We start from the raw sequence: 13357 nt of genomic DNA on the forward strand, positions 1-13357 counted from the left end.
ATGGATGCTTGGCCCCGCTGTCTGGAACGTCTTGAAGCTGAATTTCCGCCCGAAGATGTCCACACTTGGTTGAAACCCCTGCAAGCCGAAGACCGCGGCGACAGCATCGTGCTGTACGCCCCGAACGCCTTCATCGTCGACCAGGTCCGTGAACGCTACCTGGCGCGCATCCGCGAATTGCTGACGTACTTTGCCGGCAATGGCGACGTGGCGCTGGCGGTCGGCTCGCGCCCACGTGCGCCCGATGCGTTACCCGCACCGATGACTGCGCCCAGTGCGCCGGTTGCCGGGCCGATCGTGCCGTTCGCCGGCAATCTGGATTCGCACTACACCTTCGCCAACTTCGTGGAAGGGCGCAGTAACCAACTCGGTCTGGCCGCCGCGATCCAAGCTGCGCAGAAACCCGGCGACCGCGCGCATAACCCGCTACTGCTGTACGGCAGCACAGGCCTGGGCAAGACCCACCTGATGTTTGCCGCCGGCAACGCGCTACGCCGGGCCAATCCGGCCTCCAAGGTGATGTATCTGCGCTCTGAACAGTTCTTCAGCGCCATGATCCGGGCGCTGCAGGACAAGGCAATGGACCAGTTCAAGCGCCAGTTCCAGCAGATCGATGCGTTGCTGATCGACGACATCCAGTTCTTCGCCGGCAAGGACCGCACGCAGGAAGAGTTCTTCCACACCTTCAACGCGCTGTTCGATAGCCGCCAGCAGATCATCCTGACCTGCGACCGGTATCCGCGCGAAGTCGAGGGCCTGGAGCCGCGACTGAAGTCGCGCCTGGCCTGGGGCCTGTCGGTGGCGATCGATCCGCCGGATTTCGAGACCCGTGCCGCCATCGTGCTGGCCAAGGCCCGCGAACGCGGCGCAGAGATTCCGGACGACGTGGCGTTTTTGATCGCCAAAAAAATGCGTTCCAATGTGCGCGACTTGGAAGGCGCGCTCAACACGCTGGTGGCGCGCGCCAACTTCACCGGCCGCTCGATCACCGTGGAATTCGCCCAGGAGACGCTGCGCGACTTACTTCGCGCCCAGCAACAGGCGATCGGCATCCCCAACATCCAGAAGACCGTGGCGGACTACTACGGGCTGCAGATGAAGGATTTGCTCTCCAAGCGGCGCACGCGCTCGCTGGCGCGCCCGCGCCAGGTGGCGATGGCGCTGACCAAGGAGCTGACAGAGCACAGCCTGCCGGAAATAGGCGATGCGTTTGCCGGCCGCGACCACACCACCGTGCTGCATGCTTGCAGGCAGATACGCACGTTGATGGAGGCAGACGGCAAGCTTCGGGAAGACTGGGAAAAGCTGATTCGCAAGCTCAGCGAGTAGGCAATTGACACCCGACTGCTCCCGCTTGGAGAAAAGCGTGGAAACGTTGGGGTCAAATGCGGGAGAATCTGTGGATAAGGTTGCGCAGTGGTTCGGGTTGAAAACTATCCACAGGCTTTCCCACCAGACCAGGCAGACTAGTCCAACGGCTTTCAAACGTTGAAATGTCTTTGGAAACAGATAGTTACGGTGGTTATCCGCTAAAAACGGCCCTACCATCACCACCAAGCTTTTGATTTATTCCATCTCTTTTAAAGCATTAGGGGCACGGAACCACATGCGTTTTACACTGCAGCGCGAAGCCTTCCTCAAACCATTGGCACAGGTGGTCAATGTGGTCGAACGCCGTCAAACTCTGCCTGTTTTGGCCAACTTGCTGGTGCACGTCAAGGACGGAGAGGTCTCGTTGACCGGCACGGACCTGGAAGTAGAAATGATCTCGCGCACGATGGTGGAAGATGCACAGGACGGTGAAACTACGATTCCGGCACGCAAGTTGTTCGACATCCTACGGGCCCTGCCCGACGGCAGCCGCGTCACCATCTCGCAGAGCGGTGACAAGGTCACCGTACAGGCTGGGCGCAGCCGCTTCACCCTGGCGACGCTACCTGCTACCGATTTCCCTTCAGTGGACGAAGTCGAAGCGACCGAACGTGTGGTAGTGCCGGAAGCTGGTTTGAAGGAACTGATTGAGCGCACTGCGTTTGCGATGGCGCAGCAGGACGTACGCTACTACCTCAACGGCCTGCTGTTCGACCTGCGCGACGGCTTGTTGCGCTGTGTTGCCACTGATGGCCACCGTCTGGCGTTGTGTGAGATGGATCTGGAAAAAGCCGGCGGCGCTAAGCGGCAGATCATCGTGCCGCGCAAGGGAGTGACAGAGTTGCAACGGCTTTTGGAAGGTACCGATCGCGACGTCGAGTTGGAAGTCGGCCGCAGCCATATCCGCGTCAAGCGTGGCGATGTGACCTTCACCTCCAAATTAATCGATGGCCGCTTCCCCGATTATGAAACGGTAATTCCGATTGGGGCCGACCATGAGGTCAAGGTCGACCGCGAAGCGCTGCGTTCTTCACTGCAGCGTGCCGCAATTCTGTCGAACGAAAAGTACCGTGGTGTGCGCGTGGAAGTTTCGCCTGGTCAGTTGAAGATCAGCGCCCATAATCCCGAGCAAGAAGAAGCGCAGGAAGAAATCGAGGCGGACACCAGAGTTGACGACCTAGCGATTGGCTTCAACGTCAATTACTTGCTCGACGCATTGTCTGCACTGCGCGATGAGCACGTCGTGATCCAGCTTCGCGATGCCAATTCCTCCGCGCTGGTGCGTGAAGCGAGTAGCGAGAAGTCGCGTCATGTGGTGATGCCGCTACGCCTGTGACATTAAGAGCGGCTAACAAAACGACTGCGCCGCCGTCAGGCGGCCGGTGCTCGGAATCGGCATATACCACGCGTACACTCCAGTTCCTCCGCGCCGTTCGCTCCCACCGGAGGACTGCTCGCTACGTTTTGTTAGCCGTTTTAAAGTTCCACGTGGAACACAAAATCCCCGCCGAAGCGTAATGCCGTTCACTCAAGCGGAGCAGCCTTTCGATCTACCGGATAGCGGGTCTTCGAGATCTTCACCGTCCTTGGCCGCGTAGGCATTCGAGGAACAGGCTCGCGATGCCTGAGCGAAGTTGGGATAGGCGTCTTCCTGTGGCGGAAGCCGGATTGGCTGCGGCCATCACGATGAGTTGCACTGCGATGTACTGGCAGACCGGTGTGAATCGGATGTCCGCAGGCGTTGTGCCAAACGCCACAGCTGCCTGACCGGCTTCACGTCCAATGATGTTGTAAGCCAGCAGCAACCCCCAGACCTCCTGGTACACCAAGTCGATCTTCTTGCTGCGTAAGGTCGTTGCGTTGTGCTGCATCGAGCTTTTGATGTCGCGCAAACCCAGTTCGATTTCCCATCGCTGCTGGTAAAGCGTTGCGACAGACTTGGCGCTGTAAGTGGTGGCAGGCAGCGAGGTCAGTACCGACTTTCTTTTCCCCTGATGCAGATAGCTCACTTCACGCACGTCCCAGTGCGTGGGAAGCGCTGGATTGCGTTTTCTGGGTGCGAGCTCGTGCACCGGCTCCACCGGAATATTCTGCAGTAAAAGTGCTCAGGTTGGAGAAGTTGAACAGGTCGCCAAGGTCGAACAGCTGCTGTTGAAGGGACACAAAAAAATCCGATACCAGAGGTCTGGTATCGGATTTTCGGTGACTCATTTGCTTAAGTGAACAGCAATACCGCTATGCGGGGGTTTTCATGTCGGCTATGGGATTTGCAATCTCCTTGCAGTATGTGACTTGGGGATCGCTTAGCTCTGCTGACGCCTAAGCGCACTTGCAACGCATGGCTAAGTCGTCAGTCGAATGTGCAACGCTGTGAGCCTCAGGTTCGCAATGCTGTTAGCAGCACAAGAAACAAATCACCGCACATTTTGAGAAAAAGTCTCCTTGGTTCTTGCATTGAGTAGCTGTCGCTGCAGTTGCGCTATAAGCGCATTCTCTTTCAGTCATGAATTCAAGTACTAAATGATAGCCAAAGGCGGTCTCAACGGTACTGCTTGTCCCGAAGATGCTGACTTCCTCTGCTAACGCTTTGAGAAGTCTGTTTTTGACTTATGCACATCCAGTTGTGCTTTTAAATCTGGAAATAACTTAAGAGCTTAGTGGTGATGGTAGGGCAAGATTTTGCCGAAAAAATATTAACCTATTGTTTTTAATAACTTTTTCCACCTTGAAACCCTGTGTTTATTATCCTGTTTTCGGTCCGACAACCTGTGGATAAGCGAAAACGCATCTGCGAGACTTGAAATTATCCACAGGTTGTCCCCAGCCTATACTGGTGCGTCTTCACGTACGTTTGCGCAGGATCCATACCGATCGCGTATCCTCCGCCTCACCCAGTACGCCGGATTACAGCTTCAGAGCAGACCGATCGATGCACGTAGTGCGATTGTCCATCCATCGACTTCGTCGTTTCGAGACCGTCGAGCTTTGCCCCGCCAGTTCCTTGAACCTGCTGACAGGCGACAATGGCGCAGGCAAGACCAGCGTGCTTGAAGCCCTGCATGTGATGGCTTACGGGCGTAGTTTCCGGGGGAGGGTACGCGATGGGTTGATCCAGCAAGGCGCAAGCGATCTGGAAGTGTTCGTGGAGTGGTGCGAGCGGAACGGGGAAGCGGGGCAACGGTCGCGTCGGGCTGGTCTGCGCCACAGCGGTCATGAATGGACCGGTCGTCTCGATGGTCAGGATGTTACGCAACTAGGCGCACTCTGCGCGGCATTGGCGGTACTGACTTTCGAACCCGGCAGCCATGTGCTGATCAACGGTGGTGGTGAACCCCGTAGGCGCTTCCTTGACTGGGGCTTGTTCCACGTGGAACCTAACTTTCTGACGCTGTGGCGGCGTTACGCACGGGCACTCAAGCAACGCAACGTCTTGTTGAAGCAGGGCGCGCAGCCGCGCATGCTGGACGCCTGGGATCATGAGCTTGCTGAATCCGGCGAAACACTGACCTCCCGACGCATTCGTTACCTAGAGCGTCTGCAAGACCGGCTAATTCCGATGGCAAACGCCATCGCTCCCTCGCTCAACTTGTCGGCACTGAGCTTCGCACCAGGTTGGAAGCACCACGACGTATCGCTCGCCGACGCACTGTTTTTGGCGCGGGAGCGCGATCGCCAGAATGGCTATACTTCGCAGGGGCCGCACCGCGCCGATTGGGTTCCCGTTTTTGATGTGTTGCCTAGCAAGGACGCACTATCGCGAGGCCAAGCCAAGCTCACTGCCCTCGCCTGCTTGCTCGCGCAGGCTGAAGACTTCGCATATGAACGCGGCGAATGGCCTGTGATCGCGCTAGATGACCTCGGCTCGGAATTGGATCGGCACCACCAAGCGCGCGTGCTGCAGCGGCTCGCCTCTGCGCCAGCGCAAGTGTTGATTACTGCCACCGAAATCCCGCCAGGGCTTGCAGATGCAGGCGCATTGCTGCACCGGTTCCACGTGGAACACGGGCAAGTGACTATCCACACCTCCTCAGACTGAGCCAGCACGGCCAGTGTTGGGCGACTGGTATAATTTGTCTGCTATCCCCCTTTTCCAACGGTGCGAAGCGGCTCCTGCCGTTTGCGCCCGTGTTGTGGAGCCAACGGCACGCGCATGACCGACGAACGAAACACCCCTGCAACACCCAACGGCACTTACGACTCCAGCAAGATCACCGTGCTGCGTGGCCTGGAAGCGGTCCGCAAGCGCCCCGGCATGTACATCGGCGACGTCCATGACGGTACCGGCCTGCATCACATGGTGTTCGAGGTAGTCGACAACTCAGTCGATGAAGCCCTGGCCGGCCACGCCGACGACATCGTCGTGAAAATCTTGGTCGATGGCTCAGTGGTGGTGTCCGACAACGGGCGTGGCGTACCGGTCGACATCCACAAGGAAGAGGGCGTCTCGGCGGCGGAGGTGATCCTTACCGTGTTGCATGCCGGCGGCAAGTTCGACGACAACAGCTACAAGGTATCCGGCGGTCTGCACGGCGTGGGCGTGTCGGTGGTCAATGCGCTGTCCGAGCACCTGTGGCTGGACATCTGGCGCGACGGTTTCCATTACCAGCAGGAATACGCGCTGGGCGAGCCGCAGTACCCGCTCAAGCAGTTGGAAGCCTCGACCAAGCGTGGTACCACGCTACGCTTCAAGCCGGCCGTGGCCATCTTCAGCGATGTCGAGTTCCACTACGAGATCCTGGCGCGCCGCCTACGCGAACTGTCTTTCCTCAATTCGGGCGTCAAGATCGCGCTGATCGACGAGCGCGGCGAAGGCCGTCGCGACGATTTCCACTACGAAGGCGGCATCCGTAGTTTCGTCGAGCATCTGGCGCAGCTGAAGTCGCCGCTGCATCCGAACGTGATCTCGGTGACTGGTGAGCACAATGGCATCGTGGTGGATGTCGCCCTGCAATGGACCGATGCCTACCAGGAAACCATGTATTGCTTCACCAACAACATCCCGCAGAAGGATGGCGGCACTCACTTGGCCGGCTTCCGCGCGGCGCTGACGCGCGTGCTCAGCAACTACATCGAACAGAACGGCATCGCCAAGCAGGCCAAGGTCGCCCTCACCGGCGACGACATGCGCGAGGGCATGATTGCGGTGCTCTCGGTGAAGGTGCCCGACCCCAGCTTTTCCTCGCAGACCAAGGAAAAGCTGGTCAGCTCGGATGTGCGTCCGGCGGTGGAAAACGCCTTCGGTGCGCGCCTGCAGGAGTTCCTGCAGGAAAACCCGAACGAAGCCAAGGCCATCACCGGCAAGATCGTCGATGCCGCGCGTGCGCGCGAAGCCGCCCGCAAGGCGCGCGATCTGACCCGCCGCAAGGGCGCGCTGGACATCGCCGGCCTGCCCGGCAAACTGGCCGACTGCCAAGAAAAAGACCCGGCGTTGTCGGAATTATTTATCGTCGAGGGTGACTCGGCAGGTGGCTCTGCCAAGCAGGGCCGTAACCGCAAAAATCAGGCGGTGTTGCCGCTGCGCGGCAAGATCCTCAATGTCGAACGCGCGCGTTTCGACCGCATGCTCGCCTCCGATCAGGTCGGTACGCTGATCACCGCGCTCGGCACCGGCATCGGCCGCGACGAGTACAACCCGGACAAGCTGCGCTACCACCGCATCATCCTGATGACCGATGCAGACGTCGACGGCTCGCACATCCGCACTCTACTGCTGACGTTCTTCTATCGTCAGATGCCGGAGCTGATCGAGCGCGGCTACATCTACATCGGCCTGCCGCCGCTGTACAAGCTCAAGCAGGGCAAGAGCGAGCTGTATCTGAAAGATGACGCGGCACTCAATGCCTATCTGGCCAGCAACGCAGTCGAAGGTGCGGCGCTCATCCCCGCCACCGGCGAGCCGCCGATCACCGGCGAAGCACTGGAAAAGCTGCTAATGCTTTTCACCAGCGCCAACGAGGCGATCGCACGCAACGCGCACCGCTACGACCCCGCCCTGCTGACCGCCTTGATCGACCTCCCGCCGCTGGATGTGGAGAGGCTGCAGGTCGAAGGCGACCAGCATCCGACCCTGGATGCGCTGCAGGCGGTACTCAACCGCGGCACCCTCGGCACCGCGCGCTACCAGCTGCGTTTCGACCCGGCCACGGAGAACACCGCAGCGACGCTGGTCGCCATCCGCCAGCACATGGGCGAAGAATTCACTCAGGTGTTGCCAATGGGCGTGTTCGAAAGCGGCGAGCTACGTCCATTGCGCGACGTCTCGCTGGCCTTGCATGACCTGATCCGCGAAGGTGCGCAGATCGTGCGTGGCAACAAGACCCACCCGATCACCAGTTTTGCGCAGGCACATGCCTGGCTACTGGAAGAGGCCAAGAAGGGCCGCCAGGTGCAGCGCTTCAAGGGCCTGGGCGAAATGAACGCCGAGCAGTTGTGGGAAACTACGGTCAACCCCGACACGCGTCGCCTGTTGCAGGTGCGCATCGAGGACGCCGTGGCCGCCGATCAGATCTTCAGTACCTTGATGGGCGATGTGGTCGAACCACGCCGCGAATTCATCGAGGACAACGCGCTGAAGGTGTCCAACCTGGATATCTGAGCCGCTCTCGCCCGTCGTTGCGTCGCTAAGGCGATGCGCTGGCGGGCGGGCGAGGTGTACGCAGGACGATGATGAGCACACATTTCCCACCGCTTCCGGCACCGCATACCGCTTCCGGCAAGCTTCCGCTGCTGCCCGTGCTTGTCGGCTTCAGCATCGACGTACTGATCGCCACCGGCCTGCTGCTGACGCTCAGCGTGGCCGGTTTTGCGCTATGGGGCGCGGTGCGTGGCTTCAGCCACGTGCAAGCGGCCAAAGCGCATGGCTTGACGCTCTCCTCGGCCGAGATCATGGCCGCCATCGGCCAGCCCGGCGTGGCGGTGCAATTGCTCAGCGCGTCGGTTAGCACGGCCACACCGGCGGTGCTGCTGTACTACTGGCGTCGCCGCGCGACACCCGTAGAACATGCTGCCTCGCGGGCCGCCACAAGGCGCGCATCTACCTGGGGCTGGACCGGCCTGATCGCCGCGGCTGTGTTTCTGCTCAGCAACCTGGTCAGCGCCACCGCTTCGGCCCTGGGCATCAAGCCGGCGCCGACCAATCTGCCATTGATGGAAGAAGCCATCAAACAATGGCCGGTGGCATTGGTGTTGTTTGCGGTGGTGATCGCCCCGTCTTACGAAGAACTGCTGTTCCGACGCGTGTTGTTCGGACGCCTGCTCAGCGCCGGTCGCCCATGGCTGGGTATTGCGCTGAGCAGCGCGATCTTTGCCCTGGTGCACGAAGTACCTGGCATCAGCGGCAACGGCCCGGCCGCCATCGCGCAACTATGGTTGGTCTACGGCAGCATTGGCGCGGCGTTTGCGTGGCTGTATTGGCGCACTGGCACACTGTGGGCACCCATCGCCGCACACGGTATCAACAACGCCACCGCTTTGGTGGCGCTTTATTTTTTTGGGCTCGCCTGAGCCGCTTGACGAAAAGTTAAGCCGAGCCTGCCAAAATGGCCCTAGGATTCTAGGGGGATCGAATGAAAGCTAGGCTGTTGATCGTTATTGCCCTCCTTGCCTTGACGGCATGTGCCACCACCACTTCGCCAACCGGCCGCCGACAGGTGGTGGGAGGCGTGTCGCAACAACAGCTCGACCAGCTCGGCGCGCAGTCGTTTGCGCAGACCAAGGCCAAAGAAAAAGTCAGTACCGACGGCAGGCAAAATGCCTATGTGCAATGCGTGGTCAACGCGCTGGTTGCGCAGTTGCAGCCGCAATGGCGCCAAACCCGCTGGGAAACGGCGCTGTTCGTGGATGACGAAGCCAATGCATTTGCTCTGCCCGGCGGCAAGGTGGGCGTAAACACCGGCATTTTCACCGTTGCCAAGACCCAGGATCAGTTGGCCGCCGTGCTTGGACACGAGATCGGGCATGTGATTTCGCGCCACCATGAAGAACGCATCACCCGTCAGCTCGGCGCACAGGCCGGCCTGGACATCATCGGCGCTCTGGCCGGTGCGGCCTATGGAGATGGAGCCGCTAGCGCGGTCAATCAGGTCGGCAGTATGACCGCCCAGACAGTGTTTTTGCTACCCGGCTCGCGCACGCAAGAGAGCGAGGCCGATGTGGTCGGTCAGCGTTTGATGGCCCAGGCAGGCTTCGATCCTGCCCAGGCAGTGACGTTGTGGCAGAACATGATGTCTGCCAGTGGCAACCGTCAGCCGCAGTGGCTGTCCACCCACCCCGCCCCCGCCAACCGGATTCGCGAACTGCAGGCCGACGTCAATCAGCTCGAACCGGTCTACCAGCAGGCGCTACAGGACGGCCATGGGCCGCATTGTGGCTAGAGTGACTAACAAAACGTTATGTCTCCCATCTGCCGGGCGCTGGTGATGCCCTGAATCGACCAGTGGCCAAGTACACTTCGGTCCCGAGCGCATCAACCCCGCATCTGTTGTTAGCTGCTCTAAGACTTCGTCTCACGTACTGATTGTCGCAATACCGCATGGAAACCGTTTTCGGGAAGTGAGACTTTCTGCTACGTTTGCCGGCTGAGATTTTTCGTACAGCGTCTATTCCGCTTTTCGTACCGCCTGACGGCGGCTCGTCCGAGGTAAAACATGAAACTGCTCAACCGCAAGCAAGCCCTGTTGTCCTTGTTCATCGCCGCCTCCCTGGGCGGGGCTGTGGTTGCCGACGCGGTCGCCCAGTCCGACCGCTCGTCCGAGCGTGCCAGCCGCAAGTCCAAGAACAGCGGCAAGGCCGAAGAGCTATACCCGCAGTCCACGCGCGCAGCACCGACCATCAAGCCCTCGTCCAAGCTGAGCAGTAAGCTGCAGAAGCTGATCGAAACCTTCAACAAGGGCGAAGACTATCCAGGCGTGCGTACCCAGGCCGATGAGATCCTGGCCAACAGTGCTGCCAATGAAGCCGACAAGGCGCTCGCCGCCCAGCTCGCTGCGCAAGCGGCCTACAATCTGGACGACGTCGCCGCTGCCAAAAAGTACCTGCAGCAGGCGATCAGCCTGAATACGCTGGACAACAACGGCCAGTTCCAGTCGATGCTGATGCTGGCCCAGTTGCAGTTGCAGGATAACCAGCAGGCTGAGGGTTTGGTCACGTTGGACAAATATCTGGATGAGAGCAAGTCGCAGCGTCCGGAAGATCTGATTCTCAAGGGCCAAGCGCTGTATCAGGTCGAGCGCTACAAGGAAGCGATTCCGGTGTTGAAGCAAGCCATCGCCGCCTCGCCCGAGCCGAAGGACGCCTGGAACCAGTTGCTGATGTCGTCCTACGCCGAAGCCGGTCAGACCGGTGAAGCCGTCGCCGCTGCCGAGGCGCTCGCCGTCAAAAGCCCGGGCGACAAGAAGGCGCAGCTCAACCTGGCCAGTATGTATATGCAGGCCGATCAGATGGACAAGGCCGCTGCGGTGATGGATAAGCTGCGTGCCGCCGGGCAGTTGACCGAAGAAAAGGAATACAAGCAGCTGTATTCCATCTACGCCAACACCGAGAAAAAAGAAAAGGACGTCATCGCTGTTATCAATGAAGGTATGCAAAAAGGCATCCTAAAGCCTGATTATCAGACATATCTCGCGTTGGCGCAGTCCTACTACTACAGCGAGGATGTGCCGAAGGCGATCGAGAACTGGCAAAAAGCCGCACCGCTTTCCAAGGACGGCGAGACCTATTTGAATCTGGCCAAGGTGCTGCATTCGGAAGGTCGCATCCCGGAGGCCAGGCAGGCCGCGCAGCAGGCGATCGCCAAGGGAGTCAAAAAACCTGATGACGCAAAGAAGATCATTAACTTGAAGTAAAAAAGAAAATAAACCCCCGAAGTCCATGTATTTTTAGTGGTGACAGCACTCGGGATTGGTATAAGCTTGGGAGTTCCTGCGGCGTCAAAGCCGTCCGAAAACCTGGGGATCATTACAGTGATCCGGGCCCCTACTGAAAGAGCCATTGGCGCATGACGGAACAACTCGTTATCCACAGGCATGACTATGATGCCGGGAACCAGGGTCTGAGCTGGGCCCGCATTATCGGCATTGCCTTCGTAATTGCCTTGCACCTCACTGCATTGATGATGTTGCTGATCCCTGCAGTGGCTCCAAAGGCTCCGGCAGAGAAAGAGCGCACCACCACAGTCACTTTGGTGGATGCACCACCACCACCACCTCCCCCGCCGCCCCCGCCGCCGCCGGAAGACAAGCCTCCGCCGCCGGTCAAGAATCTGTCGCCGCCGAAGCCCTCACCGGTTCCGCCGCCGCCGGAAGCTCCGGTGGTCGATGTTCCCGAACCGCGTCCTAGCGATATCGTCACGCCGCCGAGCCCACCGTCTCAGCCGCAGCCGCCAAGTGACATTGGCGCCAGTGTCGATATTTCGTCCAAGAACATGAACCCGCCGAAGTACCCGCCGGCTGCATTCCGTGCCGGCATACAAGGTGAGGTCGTCTTGATCGTGGATGTTGATGCCAGCGGCAACGTGACCAATGTGTCGGTCGAAAAGTCCAGCCGCAACCGCGACCTTGACCGTGCCGCGATGGATGCAGCACGCAAGTGGAAATTCAACGCTTCGATTGTTAACGGGCAGAAATCTGCCGGACGTGTTCGTGTCCCGGTCAACTTTGCCCTGAACTGATCCCACGGGCCGGCTACGGTCGGCCCAGGATCCTGTCTTCCTTTCGCTCCACCCTTCATCACCACACACAACTAAAGGTAAGCGTCATGCCGCAGGAATTCTTTATCGCCGCCGCTGCAGGGGGCTCCAATCCGTCGGCCGCTCTGTCGCAGATGGGCTTCGAGCACTTGATCACCGAGATGACCTCCAACCCCGGCGATTTCGCCGTGTCCTGGGTCGTTCTGATCACCCTGATCGCTATGTCCGCTTCTTCCTGGTACTGGACGGTCATCAACATCTTCCGCGCCACCCGTCTGAAGAGTGCGGCTGACCGCGTCACCACCGCGTTCTGGGATGCCCCGAACGCACAGGACGCCATCCGCGCCATGGAAGCGCAGTCGGCTTCCGAGCCGTTCTCGAAGATCGCGCTGGACGCAGCCCAGGCTGCTGCTCACCACCAGCGCGCCGAAGGCAGCACCGGCGCGCTGGGCGAGAGCCTGAGCCGCTCGGAGTTTGTCGATCGCGCCCTGCGTCAGGCCGTGACCCGCGAAAGCACCAAGCTGCAGTCCGGCATGACCCTGCTCGCCACCGTCGGTGCGACCGCACCGTTCGTCGGTCTGCTGGGTACCGTGTGGGGCATCTATGGCGCGCTGATCAAGATCGGTGCAACCGGTTCGGCCTCCATCGACGCCGTTGCCGGCCCTGTGGGCGAAGCGCTGATCATGACCGCGATCGGCCTGTTCGTCGCTATCCCGGCGGTGTTCGCGTTCAACTTCTTCTCCAAGGTCAACAGCTCGGTGATCGCCAAGTTCGACACCTTTGCCCATGACCTGCATGACTTCTTCGCCACCGGTTCGCGCGTCCGCTAATCCGGTCGTTAAAGAACTCCTTCGCAACGATTTAGACGGAGCCCGTTATGGCCTTCAGTAGTGGAAACAGCGGCGGCCCGATGGCCGACATCAATGTGACGCCCCTCGTGGACGTGATGTTGGTGCTGCTGATCATATTCATCATTACGGCGCCGCTGATGTCCCATAAGGTCAAGGTGGAGCTGCCAGAGGCCAACTTGATCCAGAAGGAAGATGCGGAAAAACGCGCCGCACCGATCACTCTAGCCGTCAAGGAAGACGGGTCGCTGTATTGGAACGACGAGCCGATTTCCAAGGAAGCCCTGGAATCACGCCTGTCCACCGCAGCACAGCAGACTCCGCAACCGCCGCTCAATTTGCGCGGCGACCGCACGACCAAGATGCGTACGATCAACGAGATCACCAAGATCGCGCAGGGTCAGGGCATGCTGGACGTCGGCTTCGTTGCAACCAAAGAGAAGGGGCAGTAAGT

Annotated in this window: 11 protein-coding genes, 1 other RNA gene and 1 pseudogene; 11 read left to right on the forward strand and 2 right to left on the reverse strand. The window is 59.7% G+C overall.

Annotation, left to right across the window (positions count from 1 at the left end; genetic code table 11):
• From dnaA to J5I97_RS00015, 3 genes are all read left to right on the forward strand, one after another.
• Entirely contained in the window at positions 1-1329 is a 1329-nt protein-coding gene (gene dnaA / locus J5I97_RS00005) for a chromosomal replication initiator protein DnaA (RefSeq protein ID WP_208588260.1), read from the forward strand.
• Positions 1330-1606: 277 nt separating this feature from the next.
• Complete coding sequence (gene dnaN / locus J5I97_RS00010) at positions 1607-2707, forward strand: DNA polymerase III subunit beta (RefSeq protein WP_208588261.1); 1101 nt, start codon at positions 1607-1609, stop codon at positions 2705-2707.
• 61 nt (positions 2708-2768) lie between these two features.
• Positions 2769-2844: non-coding RNA, sX9 sRNA (locus tag J5I97_RS00015), on the forward strand.
• Positions 2845-2895: 51 nt separating this feature from the next.
• On the opposite strand, the pseudogene J5I97_RS00020 reads toward J5I97_RS00015, so the two are convergent.
• Positions 2896-3425, reverse strand: a pseudogene (locus tag J5I97_RS00020) (transposase); the annotation flags it as partial.
• Positions 3382-3534: a hypothetical protein gene (locus J5I97_RS00025; protein ID WP_208591851.1), complete on the reverse strand. Its 153-nt coding sequence runs from the start codon at positions 3532-3534 to the stop codon at positions 3382-3384. The pseudogene J5I97_RS00020 and the gene J5I97_RS00025, both read right to left, overlap by 44 nt.
• 766 nt (positions 3535-4300) lie before the next feature.
• On the opposite strand from J5I97_RS00025, the gene recF reads away from it, so the two are divergent.
• The 8 genes from recF to J5I97_RS00065 all read left to right on the forward strand — a co-directional run bounded on the left by recF (position 4301) and on the right by J5I97_RS00065 (position 13355).
• The gene (gene recF / locus J5I97_RS00030) at positions 4301-5407 is read left to right on the forward strand and encodes a DNA replication/repair protein RecF (RefSeq protein WP_208588262.1); all 1107 of its coding nucleotides are present in this window, start codon (positions 4301-4303) and stop codon (positions 5405-5407) included.
• Positions 5408-5521: 114 nt separating this feature from the next.
• The gene (gyrB, locus tag J5I97_RS00035; RefSeq protein WP_208588263.1) at positions 5522-7966 is read left to right on the forward strand and encodes a DNA topoisomerase (ATP-hydrolyzing) subunit B; all 2445 of its coding nucleotides are present in this window, start codon (positions 5522-5524) and stop codon (positions 7964-7966) included.
• 71 nt (positions 7967-8037) lie between these two features.
• A complete protein-coding gene (locus tag J5I97_RS00040; protein WP_208588264.1) occupies positions 8038-8874 on the forward strand; it encodes a CPBP family intramembrane glutamic endopeptidase in 837 nt (278 codons plus the stop codon).
• Between the two features lie 62 nt (positions 8875-8936).
• Complete coding sequence (locus J5I97_RS00045) at positions 8937-9743, forward strand: M48 family metallopeptidase (RefSeq protein ID WP_208588265.1); 807 nt, start codon at positions 8937-8939, stop codon at positions 9741-9743.
• 273 nt (positions 9744-10016) lie between these two features.
• Complete coding sequence (locus J5I97_RS00050; protein WP_208588266.1) at positions 10017-11213, forward strand: tetratricopeptide repeat protein; 1197 nt, start codon at positions 10017-10019, stop codon at positions 11211-11213.
• A gap of 152 nt (positions 11214-11365) precedes the next feature.
• A complete protein-coding gene (locus tag J5I97_RS00055; RefSeq protein WP_429002588.1) occupies positions 11366-12037 on the forward strand; it encodes an energy transducer TonB in 672 nt (223 codons plus the stop codon).
• Between the two features lie 86 nt (positions 12038-12123).
• Positions 12124-12885, forward strand: coding sequence for a TonB-system energizer ExbB (gene exbB, locus J5I97_RS00060; protein WP_208588267.1), 762 nt, complete (start codon positions 12124-12126; stop codon positions 12883-12885).
• A 47-nt stretch (positions 12886-12932) separates the two neighbouring features.
• Positions 12933-13355 (forward strand): ExbD/TolR family protein, encoded by a 423-nt coding sequence (locus J5I97_RS00065; RefSeq protein WP_011035268.1) that lies wholly within the window; start codon positions 12933-12935, stop codon positions 13353-13355.
• The last annotated feature ends 2 nt before the right edge of the window (positions 13356-13357 follow it).

The organism is Xanthomonas fragariae (assembly GCF_017603965.1).
In the GTDB taxonomy this organism is placed as follows: Bacteria; Pseudomonadota; Gammaproteobacteria; order Xanthomonadales; family Xanthomonadaceae; genus Xanthomonas; species Xanthomonas fragariae_A.

What these genes read in the sequence shown, in the direction of transcription:
- J5I97_RS00065 (WP_011035268.1), top strand. Translation starts at nt 12,933, where the DNA reads ATGGCCTTCAGTAGTGGAAACAGCGGCGGCCCGATGGCCGACATCAAT.
- gyrB (WP_208588263.1), top strand. Translation starts at nt 5,522, where the DNA reads ATGACCGACGAACGAAACACCCCTGCAACACCCAACGGCACTTACGAC.
- dnaN (WP_208588261.1), top strand. Translation starts at nt 1,607, where the DNA reads ATGCGTTTTACACTGCAGCGCGAAGCCTTCCTCAAACCATTGGCACAG.
- recF (WP_208588262.1), top strand. Translation starts at nt 4,301, where the DNA reads ATGCACGTAGTGCGATTGTCCATCCATCGACTTCGTCGTTTCGAGACC.
- J5I97_RS00050 (WP_208588266.1), top strand. Translation starts at nt 10,017, where the DNA reads ATGAAACTGCTCAACCGCAAGCAAGCCCTGTTGTCCTTGTTCATCGCC.
- J5I97_RS00045 (WP_208588265.1), top strand. Translation starts at nt 8,937, where the DNA reads ATGAAAGCTAGGCTGTTGATCGTTATTGCCCTCCTTGCCTTGACGGCA.
- J5I97_RS00040 (WP_208588264.1), top strand. Translation starts at nt 8,038, where the DNA reads ATGAGCACACATTTCCCACCGCTTCCGGCACCGCATACCGCTTCCGGC.
- dnaA (WP_208588260.1), top strand. Translation starts at nt 1, where the DNA reads ATGGATGCTTGGCCCCGCTGTCTGGAACGTCTTGAAGCTGAATTTCCG.
- exbB (WP_208588267.1), top strand. Translation starts at nt 12,124, where the DNA reads ATGCCGCAGGAATTCTTTATCGCCGCCGCTGCAGGGGGCTCCAATCCG.
- J5I97_RS00055 (WP_429002588.1), top strand. Translation starts at nt 11,366, where the DNA reads ATGACGGAACAACTCGTTATCCACAGGCATGACTATGATGCCGGGAAC.